General features: G+C 72.0%; 20 protein-coding genes and 2 pseudogenes. 13 read left to right on the top strand and 9 right to left on the bottom strand.

The window, feature by feature from the left end:
• Nucleotides 1-57 precede the first annotated feature (57 nt).
• Both AB0M76_RS40680 and AB0M76_RS40675 read left to right on the top strand, forming a co-directional pair.
• Nucleotides 58-837 carry a response regulator transcription factor gene (locus AB0M76_RS40680; RefSeq protein WP_365957824.1) on the top strand — a complete coding sequence of 260 codons (780 nt, stop codon included), beginning with the start codon at nt 58-60 and terminating at the stop codon, nt 835-837.
• On the top strand, nt 830-1,945 hold the full coding sequence (locus AB0M76_RS40675) for a HAMP domain-containing sensor histidine kinase (protein ID WP_365957793.1): 1,116 nt from the start codon (nt 830-832) through the stop codon (nt 1,943-1,945). Before AB0M76_RS40680 ends, AB0M76_RS40675 begins: the two co-directional genes overlap by 8 nt.
• A 219-nt stretch (nt 1,946-2,164) precedes the next feature.
• On the opposite strand, the pseudogene AB0M76_RS40670 reads toward AB0M76_RS40675, so the two are convergent.
• Nucleotides 2,165-2,302: pseudogene (locus AB0M76_RS40670) on the bottom strand (NAD-dependent epimerase/dehydratase family protein); the annotation flags it as partial.
• Nucleotides 2,303-2,439: 137 nt separating this feature from the next.
• Between AB0M76_RS40670 and AB0M76_RS40665 the strand changes: the two are divergent.
• Complete coding sequence (locus AB0M76_RS40665) at nt 2,440-3,012, top strand: MepB family protein (protein ID WP_365957792.1); 573 nt, start codon at nt 2,440-2,442, stop codon at nt 3,010-3,012.
• A 9-nt stretch (nt 3,013-3,021) separates the two neighbouring features.
• Here the strand turns inward: AB0M76_RS40665 and AB0M76_RS40660 are convergent, their stop codons facing one another.
• The 3 genes from AB0M76_RS40660 to AB0M76_RS40650 all read right to left on the bottom strand — a co-directional run bounded on the left by AB0M76_RS40660 (nt 3,022) and on the right by AB0M76_RS40650 (nt 7,984).
• The gene (locus AB0M76_RS40660) at nt 3,022-4,125 is read right to left on the bottom strand and encodes a mechanosensitive ion channel family protein (protein ID WP_365957791.1); all 1,104 of its coding nucleotides are present in this window, start codon (nt 4,123-4,125) and stop codon (nt 3,022-3,024) included.
• Nucleotides 4,126-4,343: 218 nt separating this feature from the next.
• Nucleotides 4,344-7,037, bottom strand: coding sequence for an exo-beta-D-glucosaminidase (locus tag AB0M76_RS40655; protein WP_365957790.1), 2,694 nt, complete (start codon nt 7,035-7,037; stop codon nt 4,344-4,346).
• Nucleotides 7,038-7,201: 164 nt separating this feature from the next.
• Nucleotides 7,202-7,984 carry a class I SAM-dependent methyltransferase gene (locus AB0M76_RS40650; RefSeq protein WP_365957789.1) on the bottom strand — a complete coding sequence of 261 codons (783 nt, stop codon included), beginning with the start codon at nt 7,982-7,984 and terminating at the stop codon, nt 7,202-7,204.
• A gap of 245 nt (nt 7,985-8,229) precedes the next feature.
• Between AB0M76_RS40650 and AB0M76_RS40645 the strand changes: the two genes are divergently transcribed.
• The 4 genes from AB0M76_RS40645 (at nt 8,230) to AB0M76_RS40630 (ending at nt 12,475) form a co-directional block, all read left to right on the top strand.
• Complete coding sequence (locus AB0M76_RS40645; RefSeq protein WP_365957787.1) at nt 8,230-9,399, top strand: aminotransferase class V-fold PLP-dependent enzyme; 1,170 nt, start codon at nt 8,230-8,232, stop codon at nt 9,397-9,399.
• 136 nt (nt 9,400-9,535) lie between these two features.
• The gene (locus AB0M76_RS40640; RefSeq protein WP_365957786.1) at nt 9,536-9,955 is read left to right on the top strand and encodes an Ig domain-containing protein; all 420 of its coding nucleotides are present in this window, start codon (nt 9,536-9,538) and stop codon (nt 9,953-9,955) included.
• Nucleotides 9,956-10,138: 183 nt separating this feature from the next.
• The gene (locus tag AB0M76_RS40635; protein ID WP_365957785.1) at nt 10,139-10,720 is read left to right on the top strand and encodes a hypothetical protein; all 582 of its coding nucleotides are present in this window, start codon (nt 10,139-10,141) and stop codon (nt 10,718-10,720) included.
• 333 nt (nt 10,721-11,053) lie between these two features.
• Nucleotides 11,054-12,475 carry an NADP-dependent succinic semialdehyde dehydrogenase gene (locus tag AB0M76_RS40630; RefSeq protein ID WP_365957784.1) on the top strand — a complete coding sequence of 474 codons (1,422 nt, stop codon included), beginning with the start codon at nt 11,054-11,056 and terminating at the stop codon, nt 12,473-12,475.
• Between the two features lie 60 nt (nt 12,476-12,535).
• Here the strand turns inward: AB0M76_RS40630 and AB0M76_RS40625 are convergent, their stop codons facing one another.
• The 4 genes and pseudogenes from AB0M76_RS40625 to AB0M76_RS40610 all read right to left on the bottom strand — a co-directional run bounded on the left by AB0M76_RS40625 (nt 12,536) and on the right by AB0M76_RS40610 (nt 14,006).
• Complete coding sequence (locus AB0M76_RS40625; RefSeq protein ID WP_365957783.1) at nt 12,536-12,889, bottom strand: PRC-barrel domain containing protein; 354 nt, start codon at nt 12,887-12,889, stop codon at nt 12,536-12,538.
• A 118-nt stretch (nt 12,890-13,007) separates the two neighbouring features.
• The gene (locus AB0M76_RS40620; RefSeq protein WP_365957826.1) at nt 13,008-13,358 is read right to left on the bottom strand and encodes a hypothetical protein; all 351 of its coding nucleotides are present in this window, start codon (nt 13,356-13,358) and stop codon (nt 13,008-13,010) included.
• 128 nt (nt 13,359-13,486) lie between these two features.
• Nucleotides 13,487-13,540 (bottom strand): annotated as a pseudogene (locus AB0M76_RS40615) (hypothetical protein); the annotation flags it as partial.
• Nucleotides 13,541-13,637: 97 nt separating this feature from the next.
• Nucleotides 13,638-14,006 (bottom strand): STAS domain-containing protein, encoded by a 369-nt coding sequence (locus AB0M76_RS40610; RefSeq protein WP_365957782.1) that lies wholly within the window; start codon nt 14,004-14,006, stop codon nt 13,638-13,640.
• A 249-nt stretch (nt 14,007-14,255) separates the two neighbouring features.
• On the opposite strand from AB0M76_RS40610, the gene AB0M76_RS40605 reads away from it, so the two are divergent.
• A complete protein-coding gene (locus AB0M76_RS40605; protein WP_365957781.1) occupies nt 14,256-14,570 on the top strand; it encodes a helix-turn-helix domain-containing protein in 315 nt (104 codons plus the stop codon).
• A gap of 152 nt (nt 14,571-14,722) precedes the next feature.
• Nucleotides 14,723-14,998: an isoamylase early set domain-containing protein gene (locus tag AB0M76_RS40600; protein ID WP_266672437.1), complete on the top strand. Its 276-nt coding sequence runs from the start codon at nt 14,723-14,725 to the stop codon at nt 14,996-14,998.
• A gap of 90 nt (nt 14,999-15,088) precedes the next feature.
• Here the strand turns inward: AB0M76_RS40600 and AB0M76_RS40595 are convergent, their stop codons facing one another.
• Entirely contained in the window at nt 15,089-15,262 is a 174-nt protein-coding gene (locus AB0M76_RS40595) for a CsbD family protein (protein ID WP_365957780.1), read from the bottom strand.
• A gap of 110 nt (nt 15,263-15,372) precedes the next feature.
• On the opposite strand from AB0M76_RS40595, the gene AB0M76_RS40590 reads away from it, so the two are divergent.
• The 4 genes from AB0M76_RS40590 (at nt 15,373) to AB0M76_RS40575 (ending at nt 17,909) form a co-directional block, all read left to right on the top strand.
• The gene (locus AB0M76_RS40590; RefSeq protein WP_365957779.1) at nt 15,373-16,362 is read left to right on the top strand and encodes a hypothetical protein; all 990 of its coding nucleotides are present in this window, start codon (nt 15,373-15,375) and stop codon (nt 16,360-16,362) included.
• Between the two features lie 71 nt (nt 16,363-16,433).
• Nucleotides 16,434-16,823: a hypothetical protein gene (locus tag AB0M76_RS40585; RefSeq protein ID WP_365957778.1), complete on the top strand. Its 390-nt coding sequence runs from the start codon at nt 16,434-16,436 to the stop codon at nt 16,821-16,823.
• Nucleotides 16,824-17,145: 322 nt separating this feature from the next.
• Nucleotides 17,146-17,301, top strand: coding sequence for a DUF6131 family protein (locus AB0M76_RS40580; RefSeq protein WP_365957777.1), 156 nt, complete (start codon nt 17,146-17,148; stop codon nt 17,299-17,301).
• A gap of 242 nt (nt 17,302-17,543) precedes the next feature.
• Nucleotides 17,544-17,909, top strand: coding sequence for an SH3 domain-containing protein (locus AB0M76_RS40575; RefSeq protein ID WP_365957776.1), 366 nt, complete (start codon nt 17,544-17,546; stop codon nt 17,907-17,909).
• The last annotated feature ends 166 nt before the right edge of the window (nt 17,910-18,075 follow it).

Genomic DNA, 18,075 nt, shown 5'->3' with positions numbered 1-18,075 from the left:
ACGGACGAGGGCCTGCACGCCGTCGGCCCCGGCGGGGCGGGTACCCCGGAGCGGTCCATGGGCAGCGTCCTGGTCGTGGAGGACGACCCGACCGTCTCGGAGGTGGTGGCCGGATACCTCGACCGGGCCGGCTTCGCCGTGCGCCGGGCTGCCGACGGACCGGCCGCGCTCCGCGCCGCCGAGGAGCAGCGCCCGGACCTGGTGGTCCTCGACCTCATGCTCCCGGGCATGGACGGGCTGGAGGTCTGCCGGCGGCTGCGGGCGCGCGAGCGCGGCGCCGACCCGCGCGGCGGTCAGGGCGGCACCCCGCCCCTCCCGCCCGTCCCGGTCATCATGCTCACCGCACGCGGCGACGAGGACGACCGGATCCTGGGCCTGGAAGTCGGCGCGGACGACTACGTGACCAAGCCCTTCAGCCCGCGCGAGCTCGTCCTGCGCGTGCAGTCGGTGCTGCGCAGGGCCGTCCCCGCCCCGCCGGCCGCCGGCCCCCTGCTCACCGCGGCGGGCCTGAGCCTGGACCCGGCGGCCCGCCGGGTGAGCAAGGACGGCCAGGAGCTCGCCCTCACCCTGCGGGAGTTCGACCTCCTCGCCTACTTCCTGCGCCACCCCGGACAGGTCTGCGACCGGGAGCGGCTCATGCACGAGGTCTGGGGCTGGGACTTCGGAGACCTGTCCACCGTCACGGTCCACGTCCGCAGGCTCCGCGGAAAGATCGAGGACGACCCGGCGAGCCCCCGGCTGATCCAGACCGTCTGGGGCGCCGGCTACCGCTTCGACGCCCACCCCGCCCCGGCGGCCCCCGCGACGGACCCCCGGACGGAGAACGGACATGCGTGACCTGGACCTGCTGCTGATCGCCCTGTACGCGCTCCTCGGCGCGGGCGGCGCCGGCGCGCTGGGCGCCGTCGCCCTGCGGACACTGCGGCGGCGCAGCATCGCCGTCTCCCTCGCCGTCGTGACCGCCGTCGCCGTGTCCGCGATGCTCGCCGGAACGCTGACGGTGGCCTGGGCGATGTTCCTCTCCACCCACGACCTGACTGTGATGACCACGGTCGTCGCGGTGGCGGCCGCCGTCTCCCTGGGCACCGCCCTGCTGCTGGGCCGGCAGGTCGTACTGCGCTGCCGCGAACTCGTCGCCGCCGCACGGGTCTTCGGCGAGGAGGGTACGTTCACCACGCCCACCGTGCCCGCCCCCGCCGAACTCACCGCGCTCAGCCGCGAACTGGCCCTGACCAGCGAGCGCCTGGAAGAGTCCCGGGAGCGCGAGCGGGCCCTGGAAACCTCACGCCGTGAACTGGTCGCCTGGATCTCGCACGATCTGCGTACCCCGCTGGCCGGTCTGCGCGCCATGTCGGAGGCGCTGGAGGACGGCATGGCCGCCGACCCCGCGCGCTACCACCGGCAGATGCGCACCGAGGTCGACCGCCTCAACTCCATGGTCGGTGACCTCTTCGAGCTCTCCCGCATCCACGCGGGCGCCCTGAGTCTCAGCCCCACCCGGATGTCCCTCTACGACCTGGTGGGCGACGCCCTGGCCGGAACCGACGCCCTCGCCCGCGAGCACGGCGTACGGCTGGTCGGCGACGGCATCGCACCGCTCCCGGTGGAGGTGGACGGCAAGGAGATGACCCGCGTCCTGTCGAACCTGCTGGTCAACGCCATCCGCCATACCCCGGCCGACGGTACGGTCGCGATCGCGGCCGAATCCCGTGAGGGAGCGGTGGTGCTGTCGGTCACCGACGCCTGCGGCGGCATTCCCGAGGAGGACCTCACGCGCGTGTTCGACACCGGCTGGCGCGGCACGCAGGCCCGCACGCCTCCGGGAGGTGCGGGCCTGGGCCTGGCGATCGTCCGGGGCATCGTGGAGGCCCATGACGGGCACGCTCACGTCCGCAACGTCGCCGGCGGCTGCCGTTTCGAACTGACCCTCCCGGCACCCGCCTGAGCGGCCTCGGGGAAGTGGGGCACGCCCCCGCGCCGCCCGGCACGGCGCCTCGCCGCGTTGTCGCAGCATCCTGGTACGTCCGGTACAAGCGTGCCGCTCCGCCTTGCGATGCACCGCACCGGACGACGCGAAAACGCAACCGGGTGCGTCCCCGAAATCCTTGCCCAGGCCGACCTTCGCCGCCTGATGGCAGACCGCGTCGACGCCGGCCAGGGCCTCCCGCACCTGGCCGGGATCCCGTACGTCCCTGCCGTCCTCCGCCAGGTCGAACACCACCGGGTCGTGCCCCCGGCCGGCCAGTTCGGAGACGATGCGTGAGCCGATGAAGCCCGCTCCTCCAGTCACAAGTACGCGCATGATCCGACGCTATGCCGCCCCGCGGCCCAGGAGGCACTCACCCGGCCGGACGTCGTGGATCCGCAAGAACGAACCCGGACCCGACCGCCGCCCGTCCAAATGTTCGAATATTCGGGGATCCGTGACAAGGTGGTCGGGTGACGAAACACCGCGAGAGCCCTGTCCCTCACCACCCCCGTACCGGACCCGAACCGTGGTCGGACACGGTCGGGGTCCCCGGCGACCTCCTCGCGGCGAAGTCGCGCGTCTACGACCCCTGCGGATTCACCTGCTCGCAGCCGGTGCCCGAGGCCGAGAGCGCCGAATACGCTGCGCATGCGTTCACCCTCGACGGCCGGCGCGTCCGGTTCCGTGCAGCGAAGACGACGCCCACCAAGGTCGGCCAGTTCGTCACCGTGTGGAAGAGGTCCGCGCGCGGGCCCATCGAGCCTTTCGACGCCGCGGATCCCGTCGACCTCTTCGTCATCAGCAGCCGCGACGACGACGGCTTCGGCCAGTTCGTCCTCCCGATGGACGCGCTGCGCCGAAACGGCGTCGTATCGGTGGACGGTTCCGGCGGGAAGCGCGGCTTCCGCGTCTACCCGCCGTGGGTGACCACCGCCAACCGCCAGGCCGGGCGGGCGCAGGCGTGGCAGGTGGAGCACTTCCTCCACCTGCCACAGGACGGCCCCGTCGACCCGGCCCGCGCCGAGGAGCTGTACCACCCGTAGGAGCGCGGTTCAGCCGGTGGTGGCCGGCGAGCGCGTCGGGGCCTCGCGCTGGTGCGGGACCGGGGGAGGCGTCGACGCCTGGAGGTCGTCCCGGTGGAGTGCGACCGTCCGGGTGGGGGCGGGTATCGAGATTCCCTCCGCCCGGAACCGCTGGTGCAGGCGCTTGATGAACTCGTGCTTGATCCGGTATTGGTCGCTGAACTCGCCGACCCCGAGGATCACCGTGAAGTTGATCCTGGAGTCCGCGAACGTGTGGAACCGGACGGCCCCTTCGTGGTCGGGGACCGCGCCGTTGATGTCGGCCATCACGCCGTCGACCACCTCGAGGGTCGCCCGCTCGACCTGCTCCAGATCGCTCTCGTAGCCCACACCCACCTGGACCGAGATCGACAACTGCTGCTCGGGCTGGGTGAAGTTGGTCATGTTCGTCCGCGCGAGACGCCCGTTGGGGATGATCACCAGGTTGTTCGACAGGTTGCGGACGACGGTGTTGCGCCAGTTGATGTCGACGACGTACCCCTCCTCACCACTGCTGAGGCGGATGTAGTCACCGGGCTGCACGGTCTTCGAGGCGAGGATGTGGACGCCCGCGAAGAGGTTGGCGAGCGTGTCCTGCAATGCCAGGGCCACCGCCAGACCGCCTACACCGAGGGCCGTGACCAGCGGTGCGATCGACACGCCCATGGTTTCGAGTGCGACGAGCACGCCCATCACGAGCACCACGATCCGCGTGATGTTCACGAAGATGGTCGCCGATCCGGCCACTCCGGTCCGCGCCCCCGCCACCGACTGGACGAGCCCGGAGATGACCCGGGCGGCACTGAGCGTGGCGATGAGGATGAGCAGAGCGGTCAGGGACTGGTTCACGAACCCCAGGACCCGCGCGTGAAGCGGCAGGGTCGAGGCGGCCACCGCGGCGCCGGCGATGACCGCCGCCCAGGGTGCGAGCGTGCGCAGCGCGTCGACGATGATGTCGTCCCCGCTCCACCGTGTCCGCTCGGCGTGCCGGCCCAGCCAGCGCATCAGGGCGCGCAGCAGCAGCCCTGCCAGGGCGCCCGCGGCGATCGCGATTCCGGCCACCAGCCAGTCGTGCAGGACGAGTTCCCGGTTCAACGGACGCCCTCCGCTTCGCGCCGGACCGGGGGAGCGGCGACGGGCGCTGCGGGTCGTCGTATGAGGTGTGTCGTCACCTTGTCACCTGTCAGTTTGTCGTGCATGGAGCCTCGTTCGGGCGCATGTACGCATTCCGGAACGGGCTGCCATCCTGCCCCATGGGCAGGGGACCACTGCAGGCGGGCCGGTGTCCGCTGCCCCGGTCCGGGCCGGCCGGCCTACCGGCGCCCGGCGGCCGGGACCGTGGCCGTCGGCGTGTTCCAGCCCGAGACCCTGATCCGGGGCGCGGACCCGTGCAGATCGGCGGTGCGGTACGTCGCCGTCAGGGTCGCCGACTCACCGGGCCAGAGGCTGATCTGATTGTCGGACCACTGGACGGGCAGGACGGGGACGTCCTTGCCGTCCACCAGATGGAGGTCGGTGAGCAGGGCCGGCGTGTTCCCGGTGCCGGTGTTGCGTAGCGTGACGGTGGTCGTGGTCGTGGTCGTGGTCGTGGACGTTGTCGGCGCATCGGCGCCCACGGCCGTCGTCGCCGTGGCGGACAGGGAGGCCTGCGCCATGGACCGCAGCCCGGTGAGGTCGGCGTAGGCCGTGGTCGGGGTGTGGTACCAGTCGCTCTCGTCGTAGTCGGAGACATCCCGGCGGGTGGAGAGCCAGTACACGTTGCGGCTCACCTCGCTGCCGGCGGAGTCCGTCAGGATCAGCCGTGCGAGATGGGTGGTGGACAGCCCCTCCACCGAGGCCGGAAGGGTCAGCGCGGTGGCCTTCGCGCCGTCCCCGCCGACGCCGAGACCGGTCACGGTCCGGTCGTACTTCTGCGTCCCGTCCGTGTTGAAGAGGGAGACCCGCGCGGTCAGCCCCGACACCGCCGCCCGGCGGCGGTTGACGACGGCCACCGTGCGGTCGTCGTAGGAGTACTGGATGTGCAGGGGCTCGTTCGCCTTCTTCGCGCCGAAGTAGGCGCCGCCCTGGTCGAGGAAGCGGTCCACGAGCTGCCAGTGCAGCGAGGTCCAGCCGCTGTTGAACATCCAGTAGATCACCCCCGTCGAGGGCTTCGAGGCGTCGGTGGCATTGCGCGCGTACGCCTCGAACTGCGCGCGGACGTTCTCGTACTGGGCGAGCTGCGCCTTGGCGACGTAGTCATCGAGGCTGCGCGGGGCGCCGTACCGGGCGGTCAGCGCATCGTCGTACAGCTTGAGCGTGGCGTAGGTGCGGGAGGGGGAACGGTGGTACTGCGGCGCGGCCGGGTCCTTCCAGAGGGCGGTCAGCTCCGCGGGGGACATCATGCGGCGCAGGGTGTCGAGGGTGGGGACATCGGGGCCGGCGCTGGTCTCGGAGTTGAAGCCGGTGGCTCCGCCCTCCCGTTTGTCGTACCAGTAGCCGGGCGGCACCCAGTCGTAGGGGCCGGGCATCCGCATCCCCGAAGGGCCGCTGAGAGGTGCCGACTTGGCGGAGGCGGCGGGGATCACCGGGGTGGGCCAGTCGGCGGCCTTCAGCGCGTCGAGGTAGCCCTTCTCGATCTCCGCGTCCGGGGCGAAGTCGCTGCCGATGAGGAAGGAGATGACACTGGGGTGATCGCGCAGGCGCGCGGCCTCGGCCGCCATGGAGGCCTTGGCGACCGGGTGGTCGGCCGCGGTCCAGCTCTCTCCGGCCTCGGTGCCGTTGACCTCGCCCTCCCACTTGGTACAGCACTGCCAGCCCGGCAGGGTGAGGATCCCGTACCGGTCGGCGAGGTCGAAGAACTCGTCCGGTTCGAGGTGCCCTTCCAGGCGCAGGGTGTTGAGGCCGAGGTCGCGTGCGTACGCCAGCCGGTCCTCGGCGTAGGTCGGGTCCCAGCGGAGCAGCTGGTCGGGGGACCAGCCGGCGCCCCGGATCAGCAGGGGCCGGCCGTTGACGGAGTACTGGCGGGCGCCGTCCTTGTTGAGCGGGGCCTGCACGCTGCGGATGCCGAAGCCGTGGCGGGAGCGGTCGGACACGGCTCCGGACTCGGCCCCGGACCGGGCTCCGGCACCTGGGACCGGCACCGTCACCGTCAGGTCGAGGGCGTACAGCTCCTGCGCGCCCATCCCGGCGGGCCACCACACGCGCGGTGCGTCGAGGTGCAGCCCCGGTGCGTCGGCAGGGGCGAAGGCCACCGTCTTCGTCTCGTGGGCGCGCAGGGGCACGTCCCGGCGGAAGGCGATGCCGGTGCTGGTGGGGCCGGTGGGATCAGTGGCGCCGATGGTGCCGGAGAGCGTGGCGGTGACGGCTTCGGCCGAGTCGTTGCGTACCTGCGCCTTGACGGTCAGGTCTGCGGCGGCCAGGGACGGCAGTGCCAGGCTGGTGACCACGTGCGCATCGCGCAGGGCGACGGGGCCGCCGCGCCGTACGAGCACGTCGCGGACGATGCCCATGTTCTCGTCCGGGGGCGGCTGCAACCAGTCGAGCCAGCCCATGGTCAGGTTCTTGCGGGGGTTGTTGGGGTTGATCCGGAAGGCCACCGCATTGGCGCCGGCCCGCACCAGACCGGTGACGTCGAGCTCGTGACGGGTGTACGCGCCGGCGACCGTGGACGCGGTGGCGACCTGCTTGCCGTTGACGAACACGTCCGCTGCGGAGACCACCCCGCTGAAGTCCAGGTACGTGCGCGAGGAGGGGTCCTCGACGGTGAACTCGGCGCGGAACCACCACGGCACGGTGAAATCGGCGGCGGGGATGCGCTGCTGGTTCGTGGAGTAGAAGGGGTCGGGGTGCTTGCCGTCCGCGACCAGGGCTGCGAGCACGGTGGAACGCGGCCCGGCCGGGTGCCAGCCCGTCGTCCGGTAGCCCGGGGCCGAGACGACGGCCGCCGCGTCGGAGACCTCCGCCGTCGACCGGATGGCGTACCCGGACAGGGGCGTGGCGCTTCCCGGCGCCGTGGGGACGGCGGTCACCGCTCGTACGTACGCCGCCCGAGGGGAGGGAGCCGCGGCCGGAGCACCCGCGACGAGCGCACCCAACAGGCCGAGTACGGCCAGGGCTGCTGTTTCCCGTCGGACGACCCGAGGAACTCGAACAACACGGACAGGAGAGGGGAACACAGTGGTCTCCGGGAGGCTCAGGCGGCGAGGGCCGAGGTGATCACCAGCGGCGGTTCGGCCCGCTCCGCGGCCCACGCGTACCGCTGCACGAGAGCCGGGTCGGCGATGGCCAGGGCCTTGTCCACGGTCGGCCGGCGCTGGGCGGCATCGCGGAAGCGGGCGCGTTCCAGCAGGGCCGGCAGCAGGGCCACGGGCCAGGCGTGATTGCGTACCTCCTGCCAGGAACCGTCGGTGCGCCGCAGCCGTAGCGGCATCTCCTCGCCCGGCAGGTACGCGGCCCCCGCCGTGCCCACGCGCAGCGAGGCGTACTCCAACCCCGTACAGGCGGGGTCGGTGGTCAGCAGCACGAGCGGGGCCCCGGGCCGCAGCAGGCGGCGGATCTCGGCGAGCACCGCGAGCACGGCCTCCTCGGTCGGCAGCGAGGCCAGGACGTGATTGCACATCACCGCGTCCGCGCATCCGTCGGGCAGGCCGGTCACGCGGCCGTCCCTGACCAGGTGGAACTCCGCCACCTCTGTCGCCGTGCTCCGGGCCAGCGCCAGCATCTCGGCGGACGTGTCCACCCCCAGCACCCGTGCGCCCAGCACGCGCGCCGCCTGGTCGGCCACCCGTCCGGGCCCGCAGCCGTAGTCCACGAGCACCCCGTCCTCGCCGATCCGGTGGCGGGCCAGGGCCTCGAACACGAACGGATAGCCGAGCAGCCAGTCCGTGGCTGCCTCCACCGCCGCGAACGCCTCTGCCCCGGCAGACCCGGACCAGGCGCCGCCCTCTTGCATGTGTCCCTCTGACCCGTTGCTCACAGCTCCCCACTATCGGCCCGGCGGGCCGGGCGACGGCAGCGGCGCGCCCGTCCCGTACGCGGCGCAGGGTCGCGGGACCGGAACCGTCGGCCGATCCGCTGCGGCCGCTACGACGGGTCGGCCAAGTGGGGCGAGTGAGCCCATCCGCCGGGGCGGCTGATGTTTCCGGCCCCCGAGGCCGGGCAGTGTGGTGGACTCCGGCCCAGGCCCGGCTCTGCGGAGCCGCACGTCTCGAAAGGCATGACATGACCTCGCCTGACGGCAGCGAGCTGCTCCCCAACGCCCGTGAGCTGTTCGACATCCCCGACGGCATCGCCTACTTCAACACCGCGAGCCTGGCACCGACCCTGCGCACCGGCCTCGTCGCAGGCGAGGGCGCCCTCCTCAAGCGCGCCCAGCCGTGGCGGATCCAGGGCGCCGACTGGTTCACCGCGGCCGAGGAGCGCAGAGCGCTGTTCGCGGAGCTCATCGGGGCAGCCGCAGACGGCATCGCCCTCGTACCGGCGACCAGCTACGGGTTCGCGGTGGCTGCCGCCAACCTGACGGCGCCGGCCGGCAGCCGGGTCCTGGTCCTCGCCGGCGAGTACCCGTCAGGGATCTACACCTGGTGGCGGTTCGCCGAGCGTACGGGGGCCTCGATGCTCACCGTGGACCGGGACCCCGGCCAGACCTGGACCGAGGCCGTCCTCGACGCACTCGCCGCACACGACGACGGCGTGGCCGTGGTCTCGGTTCCCCGCGTGCACTGGACCGACGGCGCCTTGCTCGACCTCGACCGGATCGCCGAGGCCACCCGGGCCGCGGGCGCCGCCCTGGTGGTCGACGCCAGCCAGTCCGCCGGGGCGATCCCGATCGACATGCGCACGCTGCAGCCCGATTTCCTCGTCAGCGTCGGCTACAAGTGGCTGCTCGGCCCTTTCGGGCTCGGCTACCTGTACGTGGCTCCGGAACACCGGGAGGGGCGGCCGCTGGAGGAGAACTGGATCCTGCGCAAGGACTCCCAGGATTTCTCGCGCCTCGTCGACTACCGCACCGAGTACCAGCCCGGGGCCCGCCGCTTCGACGTGGGCGCCCGCACCGCCTTCGAACTCACCCCCATGGCCATCGCAGCCCTCGAACAGCTGTCGGCCTGGACCGTCCCCCGCATCGCCGTCACCTTGGCGGCGACCACGGCCCGTATCGCCTCGGCGGCCCGCGAGCGGGGCCTGCCCGTCCCCGCGCCGCGGGGACCGCACATGCTCGGCATCACGGTCCCCGAGGGGCTCCAGCAGCGCGTGGTGGCCGCGCTGGAGGAGGCGAACGTGTTCGTCGGGGCCAGGGGCTCGGCGATCCGCATCAGCCCGCACCTCCACACCACCGGCGCCGACATCGACCAGCTGCTCACCGCGCTGGACGCTGCCCTGAACCGGCCCTGAACCCGCCCTGAACCGGCCATTGGTCGGCCGGAACTGCCCTCTGCGGCGTGCTAGAGGAAAACGTGTACTCGTGCGTAGGATTCCGACGTCCCATCGCACTTTGAACACAGCTTCTCCACAAGCGAGTTCGGAGGTCATGTTGAGATCGAACAAGCGTGTCCCGCGTCGATTAGCGGTCCTGGCCGTGGGCTTGGCGGCCGTCCTGGCCGTCCCCGTCGGCTCGTCGGCCGCGGTTGCCGCCGTGCAGCCCGCCACACCCGCGGTCAGCTCCGTGGCCGCAGCACCGGTGGTGGGCTTCCCGGGCAACCAGGTCAACTACCAGTACGACAGCGTCCGGCTGCAGATGACGGCCGGCGGCGGCACCACCCCGTACACCTGGTCGGCAGGCAATCTGCCGCTCGGTCTGACGATCAACCAGTCGACCGGGCTGATCTCCGGCCTGCTGCGCGGCAGCGGCACCCGCACCGTGACGGTCACCATCAAGGATGCCACGGGCGCCACGGCCTCCACCACGTTCACCTGGCGCGTGATCCGCGACGCCTGCCCGCGTTGCTGATCCGCCGCCCCTGAGAACTCCGTCGCGGGCGGGGCGCCGGCGTACGCTGCGCCCCGCCCGCGACACCGGGGGAGCCGTGCGCCGGAAAACTCCTCGGGACGCCGAACTGCCGGGATGCCGAACCACCGAACGCGTGAACCATCGGTGCGGCGCAGGCGGCCCAGCGGTGAGGGGGTGGTGTTCATGCCAGGGGCCGAACCGCAGGTGTGGCGGCTCGCCGCGCTGGTGCCCGTCGCGGCGGCCGCGGCCGTGTACGCCTGGGCCCACTGGTGCTACGGCGGCACCTCGGCGCCGTCCGGCACGGTCGCGTTGGCGGGCGGAGCGGTGCTCGTCATCGGCGGCTCGGTGGCGTACTTCGCGCTCGTGCGCGGGAGCGGCAGTCTCTTCGGGGCGCTCTTCATGGCCTTGGGGCTGCTGCTGACCGTGACGGCCGCGGATCAGGCCGCCTCGCGTGGGGAGGTCGCCCTGTGCGTCGTACGCGACGTCCAGGCCAGGGTGCAGGGCTCCGCCGGAGAGGGCGCTCCCGCGGAGAAGACCGTGTACCGCCATGTGCTGAACTGCCCCGGCGGCTACCCCGATGAGCTCGGGGACGACCGGCGCATCGCTGCCGCGGGAGCGGAGCTCCGGGTCGCCTACGACTCCCGGCACCGGGTGTCCCCGGCCCCGGAGGGCGCGAACTCACCCTGGACGGCCGGGTTGTGGGCCGTGGCCCTGCTGGCCATGAGTACGCTGCTGGCCGCCGTCGGGCGCGGCCCGGACGCGTAAGCGGTCTCGGGGAAGTGGGGCACGCCCCTGCGCCGCCCGGCACGGCGCTTCGCCGCGGTCTCGCAGCACCCTGGTACGTCCAGTACAAGCGTGCCGCTCCGCCTTGCGATGCACCGCACCGGACGACGCGGAAACGCACCCCACTTCACCAAGGCCGCTCAGCCGGCGCAGACCGCGGCCGCGGCGGTGCGAACCGCTCGGGCAGACGTTCCGGTGGCTTCGGCGATCGAGTGAATGCGTTTCCCGGACTGACACGCCACGGCGCCGTCCCGGGCGGACCCGGCCGGCCCGGTACGGTCCGATGCGACGCATCGAGGACGAGGAGAGCCTGACGTGCCCATCGCAACCGTCAACCCCGCGAACGGCGAGACGCTCAAGACGTTCGACGAGCTGGGGGCCGAGCAGATCGAGCAGCGCCTGGCGGCCGCCGACTCGGCGTTCAGGAGCTACCGCTCGACGGAATTCGCCGAGCGCGCCCGCCTCCTCGACCGCGCGGCCGACCTGCTGGACCAGGAGCAGGACGCCATCGCCCGTACGATGACGCTCGAGATGGGCAAGCCGCTCGCCGCCGCCCGGGCGGAAGCGGCCAAGTGCGCGAAGGCCATGCGCTGGTACGCGCGCAACGCCGAGGAACTGCTGGCCGACGAGCACCCCGCCCAGGCCGAGGTGGCGGACGCCGGAGCCTCCCGCGCCCGGGTCCACTACCGCCCCCTCGGCGTGGTCCTTGCCGTGATGCCCTGGAACTTCCCCCTTTGGCAGGTCGTCCGCTTCGCGGCGCCCGCTCTGATGGCGGGCAACGCGGGCCTGCTCAAGCACGCGTCGAACGTGCCGCAGACCGCGCTGTACCTGGGCGACCTCTTCCGGCGCGCCGGCTTCCCCGCCGGGGTGTTCCAGACGCTGCTGGTGTCCTCGCGCGCCGTCGAGGGCATCCTCCGCGACCCCAGGGTCGCGGCGGCCACTCTCACCGGGAGCGAGCCGGCCGGCCGGTCCGTCGCCGCGATCGCCGGTGACGAGGTGAAGAAGACCGTCCTGGAGCTGGGCGGCAGCGACCCGTTCGTAGTGATGCCGTCGGCCGACGTGGAACGGGCCGCAGCGGTGGCCGTCACGGCCCGGGTGCAGAACAACGGGCAGTCCTGCATCGCTGCCAAGCGCTTCCTCGTGCACGCCGATGTCCACGAGGAGTTCACCCGCAGCTTCACGGCCCGGATGGCCGCGCTGACCGTCGGCGACCCGCTGTCGGAGTCCACGGACGTCGGTCCGCTCGCCACCGAGCAGGGCCGCGCCGACGTCGAGGCGCTGGTCGAGGACGCCGTACGCCGCGGGGCCACCGCGCTGTGCGGCGGGCAGCGGCCGAAGGGCCTGCCGGAGGACCTGTCGGGGGGCTGGTTCTACGAACCGACCGTGCTCTCCGGGATCACCCCGGAGATGCGGATCCACCGCGAGGAGGCGTTCGGCCCGGTGGCCACCGTGTACCGGGTGCAGGACCTCGACGAGGCGGTGGAGCTCGCCAACGACACTCCCTTCGGCCTGAGTTCGAACGTCTGGACCCGTGACAAGGCCGAGCAGGAGCGCTTCGTACGGGACATCGAGGCCGGCGGGATCTTCTTCAACGGCATGACCGCCTCCCACCCGGCACTGCCCTTCGGCGGGGTGAAGCGCTCGGGTTACGGGCGCGAGCTGTCGGGCCACGGCATCCGCGAGTTCTGCAACGCGACGACGGTGTGGCACGCGGCCGAGCCCGGCAGCGGCTCGTAGGCGCTGTCGAGCCCGGGCTCGAGGTGCCCAGCCCGGCGGTGGTTTCCCGCGGCCGCCGGGTCAGGCCCGGTGCGAAAAGCCCCCGTAGTAGCCGCCCAGCACGCGGTGGTAGTCCGCATCCTCGAGGTGCTTCTCCTGGTCGAACTCCGGGGCGGACTTGATCTGGTCCTTGGTGAGGCCGACGTGGATCCTGCCCTCGTCCATGTCGATGCGGGTGACGGTGCCGGCCGGCAGCAGTACGTGCTTGCCGAAGATCCACGGGCCCGTGTCGACCACGACGTAGGAGGCGTCGACCTCGTCGGAGTGCTTGTCGACCTTGCCGATGCTGCCGTCGAGCGCCTCGACCTTGTAACCGGTCAGGTCGGTTCCGGTCAGGCGCCCCGTCGTCTCGCGGTAGATCCACACGTTGATCATCGCGCTTCACTCCTTCGTCCCTGGGGCGGGGGTTCCCGGGGGCGCCTGCCCAGCCCGTTCCGGTCCACACCTGAGGGCGGCGACCAGCGCGGCCTCCTGGCCGTCCGGCGCTCGCAGGTCAGGCACCACGGCCCCCGCTCACCCGCCCCGGCACGTCCGACGCGCACACGATCTGCCAGACCACCGCCGCGACCAGCCCCCAGAGCAGCCACACCGCGCCGAAGTGGACCGCCGACACGGCCAGGAGCAGCGTCAGCAGCAGGCAGGGCAGCGCCCACAGCAGGATCCGGCGCCAGGAGGCACCGGCCACCACGGCGGCCAGGATGCCGACGCCGAAGTACCCGGCCACGCTTCCGCACAGCAGCCAGCGCGCCCCGTCGGGGGTATGGCCGTGCGGGTGCGTGATCGCCGAGCCGAGCCCCGCGGCCAGGACCGCGATCGCGCAGGTCGTCGCGCAGTGCAGGGCCATGGTGACGCGTACGGGAAGGTCGTTGGTCCGCCTTTCGGGACTCCGCCGTACCCGTGCAGCAGCGACATGCTCCACAGGCCGATCAGCAGGGCGAAGGCACCGGCCGCCGCGCCGATCAGGGCGGCGTCCCAGACGGCTTGCCCGGCTGCCGAGGTGATCTGGATGACGCCTTCGCCCAGCACGATGATGACGAACAGGCCCAGGCGTTCCACGAGGTGCGGTACGTCGGCGTAGGCGGCCTCGACCACCGGCCCCGACCGGGCGGTTCAGCGGCGGAGCTCACCCCGAGGGGGTCTCCGGGGGCCCGTCGGGGGAGCCGACCGCCACCTCGGCCGGATACGGCCGGGGCCCGTCGCCGTTCGGGAAGTACGCGAGGGTGTCCGTCAGCGCGAGCAGGCGGGCAACGCGGGCACTCATGTTCCGGACCTTGAAGTGCCGGCCGGGATCGGCGCCTGCTCTCAGACGGGCGTGCAGCAGGACGTTCAGGCACGAGCAGTCGCAGAAGGTCACTGCAGCCAGATCGAGCACCACCCCTCCGGGATGGGCGCCCAGGGCGGACATCAGGACGTCCTGAACCTCCGCGGCACAGTCCTGATCGATTTCTCCGGCGAGGATGACCACCGCGCCGCCCGCGCCATCCGGTTCCACGGTGACGGTCGACCGTCCTTCGTCCGTCCGTGCCGTTGCTGCGCCTTGCCGAGCTGGGGACATCTCCGACTCCCTTGTTCCAGTCGGATCGCTGTCATCTCGATCGTCCGCCGCGTCCTGTCATGCGTCAAGAATTACGGGAAAAATATTTCGCGTCTTCTCTTGCACGTCTTCTGTCTCGCGTCTTGCTTTACGCGATACGCCTTACGCGACTTGTCTCACGCGAATGGAGCGGCGCATGATGGAGACATGGGAAACAGCTCAGAGCGCCGCCCCGCGTGGACGTTCCTGACCAACCATGCACGGGTCCTCGTCGCCATCTCACGGGACCCCGGGGTGCGGCTGCGCGATGTCGCGGCGACCTGCGGACTCACCGAGCGGACGGTCCAGGCGATCGTCGCCGACCTCGAAGCGGACGGGTACCTGACCCGCTCCCGCGACGGCAGGCGCAACCGGTACGAAATCGCCGATGGGGCGATGTTCCGGCACCCCGCCGAGGCCGGCCACGAGGTCGCGGGCCTGCTCGCCCTGCTCGCCGAGGACGTGTCCCCGGCGAGGCGATAGCGGGTCGGGCGGCCGGGTCCGCAGTGGCTTCCGGAAGGCAGGGAGCAGCCACACGAGTGGTGTGGCGGCCGTGTTGCCGGGTGTGGAACCCCCGGGGGCGACACGATGGAGCGGGCTCCATGCCCGTCCGTGTCTTCGTGGGAGGCCTGTCCATGCTGGAACGCAAGCTGCGCAAGGACCGTACCGAGGTGACGTTCGTCCTGCCGGGCGACGAGCCGCCCGGCCCGGTCAGCGTCGTCGGTGACTTCAACGACTGGAAGCCGGGTACGCACACGCTGACTCCGCGTGCCGACGGCTCGCGCGCCGTCACCGTCAAGCTGCCGATCAAGCAGGTGCACTCTTTCCGGTACCTGGCGGCCGGCGACTACTGGTTCGACGACGCGCACGCGGACGCCCACGACGGCACCAACGGCCGCCTCCACACCTGAGGCTCCTCTTCCCGATCGAGACTCGGGGAGACATGAACGCCTCCCGGCACCACGCGGGTGCTCGGGAGGCGGGGCCCATACCTGAGGGCGTCAGTCCTTGAGGGTGTCCTTGATCTTTTCCTTGGCCTGGCGGGCGTCGCCCTTCGCCTTCTCGGCGCGGCCCTCGGCGGTCATCCGTTCGTTGCCGACAGCCCGGCCCGCCGTTTCCTTGAGTTTGCCCTTGGCCTGCTCGCCCTTGGCCTTGGCCTTCTGTTCTCCGGACATGGTGGATTCTCCACTGGGAGGGGAACTGCGGACGTTCCTGCGTCTGACCCGGAACGGTGTCCGTAAACGTACTGATCCTGAATTACTCCCGGTCGTTCGAGGAGCCGGTCATGGTCCTGCCGCCCTCGATCCGCGAGAACCCGTCCGAGGGCGTCGGACGCCGTTCGCTGCTGCTGGGCACGGCCGCCTGGTGCGCCGGTGCGGCAGGCTGCTCGCCGGGTACGGAAGCCTCGCCCGCCTCGCCCGCGCCCTCGGCGAGTCTTCCGGCCGCGGTTTCGTGGCGGCCGGGGCCGGGCGAGATCGAACCCGCGGCCAAACTCGCCGCCGTACGGCTCGTCGAGGCGCTCGGGACCTGGCCGCCGGGCCAGGGCGGCCCGCGCAACGCGGCGCAGCGGGTCGCGGCGCTGGGCATCGCAGGGCCCCTGGCCGCCCGGCTCGCCGCCGAAGCGGGGCCGTTGACACCCCCGGCGGACCAAGCGGTCGTCCGCGTGATCGACGCGCAGTACGGGGGCCTCCTGCCGGACACCGCGAGCGTCCTGATCCCCTGCGCCCAGAGCACCCGTACCGGCGGGGTCGTCCGCGAGGGCGGAACCACCGTCGACGTCCGCCTCGACCGCACCTCCGCGGGCTGGGCGGTCACCGCTCTGCACCCCGGGCGCCCGGGGCCCGCGGCGCCGCTCGGTGCCTCGGCACGGGCGGTGCTCGCCCAGCCCCGGATCGAACTGCCGCCCGCCTCTGCCGCGGACATCCGCAGCGGGGCGGTGCACGAGAGCGTGCTGCGCGCCATGCTCCGGCTCGCCGAGACCTACCGGGTGTCGGTCAGCGTGGTCCGGTCGGGACACCCGCTCAACGTGTTCGGCACGAGCCGGCCGAGCGACCACCCGGTCGGCCGGGCCTTCGACGTCTGGGGCATCGACGGCCGTCCGATCGTCGACCCCGCGACCCCGCGCAGCCTGATCACCGCATTCATGCGCTCGGCAGCGGCCGCGGGCTCGTACAACGTCGGCGGCCCCGTACGCGTTTCGGGCGGAGCCACGCCCAACCCGTTCTTCTCCGACGACACGCACCACGACCATGTGCACGTCGGCTTCGCCGGCTGACGCCGCGCCCCGTCCCGGCTCACGGGGGGACACGCCCGGGTTCCGCGGCGGAGCTTGTAGCATTCCTGCCCATGTCGAAGCCTGACGACCTGCTCGTTGCCATCGCCGCCGCGGTGGAGTCGCAGCAGACCAATCAGATGTCGTTGACCGTCCTGGTGCACGGGGCCGTGATCACCGGCCGCCTCGCTCCCGAGAGCGTATGGCGGCGGCGGGTGGCCGAAGTCCTGGCGGATTCGGACCGGCTCGGTCCGTTCGCAAGCCTCTTCATGGATGCCGAAGGGGTCGAGGAGACGGACGTCCCCCCGCGCAGCGCACCACATCCCCCCTCCTACTTGCACTTCCACGTGGCCAGGATCCTCCAGGGCACCGTGGGCATCCCCGAGACCGGTGGCATGTACCGGATCGCGATCAAGGACGTCAGCGCCTGGACGATGGGCGACTTCAGCTATTCCGAATCCTGAGACCCCGCGCCGCCGCGGTTCATGGCTGTGGCTGTCCACGCTCAACCACACCACGTACCGCGTCGCCCGTTGCGTCGCGCCTCGCACCTCGCCGAGCACGTGATGCGCCGTGACCGGCAGGCGTCGGCCGAGCTGTTCGGCGGCCGGACCGGCGACCGGGTGGACCAGTTCCAGCCGGTCGCCTGGCGGCGCAGTACGGACGGCACCCAGGGCCTGCGCTCCCGGATTCGATTACGGGCGCCATCGAGGCATGAAACGCGGCATTTATGGTACACGCAGGGTGTCCTGGTGCACCCAAGCACCGGGGCGCTGGGAGGTTGTCGTGATTGTCCTCGGAGTGATCCTGCTGATCATAGGATTCGTCACCGGAATCTCGATTCTGTGGACGATCGGCCTGATTCTCGTCGTGGTGGGCCTGGTCCTCTGGCTGCTCGGCGCCGTCGGGCACGCGGTCGGAGGCCGCAGCCACTACTGGTGACGCAGCCCCGTGCGGCCCCGTGAGGGGCCCCACGCGCGCACTCCCCGGCAGGGCGGCGGGTGTCCTGCCGGGGGTTCGCCATGGCGCGCGCAGCGTCGGCGGGCGGCGAAGTCGCTGCGCCATAAGGGTGAGTGGGCGGCATGCCGCCGGGACCGGACGGCCGTTGCCGATGCAGTGTCGATCGCAGGGCGGCCGCGAACGGCAGGCCGAGGCATCCACGCACCACGGATCGGGAGAAGCGCATGGGGCAGCGGAACATGCAGGCGGCGGTGGCGATGGCAGCGGTGGGCCTGGCGCTGCTGCTCCCAGGGGTGCCGGCGGGAGCGGCGGAGGCTGCACCGGGACCGGCCACGCCTGCCGCGGGCGCCCGGGACGCGCACGTGAAGGGCGTGGTGGTCGCCCGCGCGCCCCTCCACGTACGGAACAAGCCGACGACGTCGGCGAAGGTGATCGGGACGCTGGGCCCGAACGCGAAGGTCGAGCTGTCCTGCCAGGCCAGGGGCTCCTGGGTGGAGGGCAACAACATCTGGTACCGGCTGCACGGCAAGCCCGGCTGGGTCTCGGCGCGCTTCGTCCACAACCACACCCCGGTCCAGTGGTGCCGCTAGTGCCGCGTCAGGCAACGTTCGCCCCGTCGCGACGCCCGGCACGCACTCTCGCCGTGCCGGCCGAAAGCTCAAGTACGTCCAGTACGAGCGCTTGCGGCCGGCACGCCGAGAGCACGCACCGGACGCCGCTCCTTGAAGGGCAAACGCTGCCTGACGCGGCACTAGC

The organism is Streptomyces sp. NPDC051364, assembly GCF_040682115.1.
Taxonomy (GTDB): Bacteria; Actinomycetota; Actinomycetes; order Streptomycetales; family Streptomycetaceae; genus Streptomyces.
Note: the sequence above shows the minus strand (reverse complement) of the source record. Positions and strands in the feature narration are given on the sequence as shown.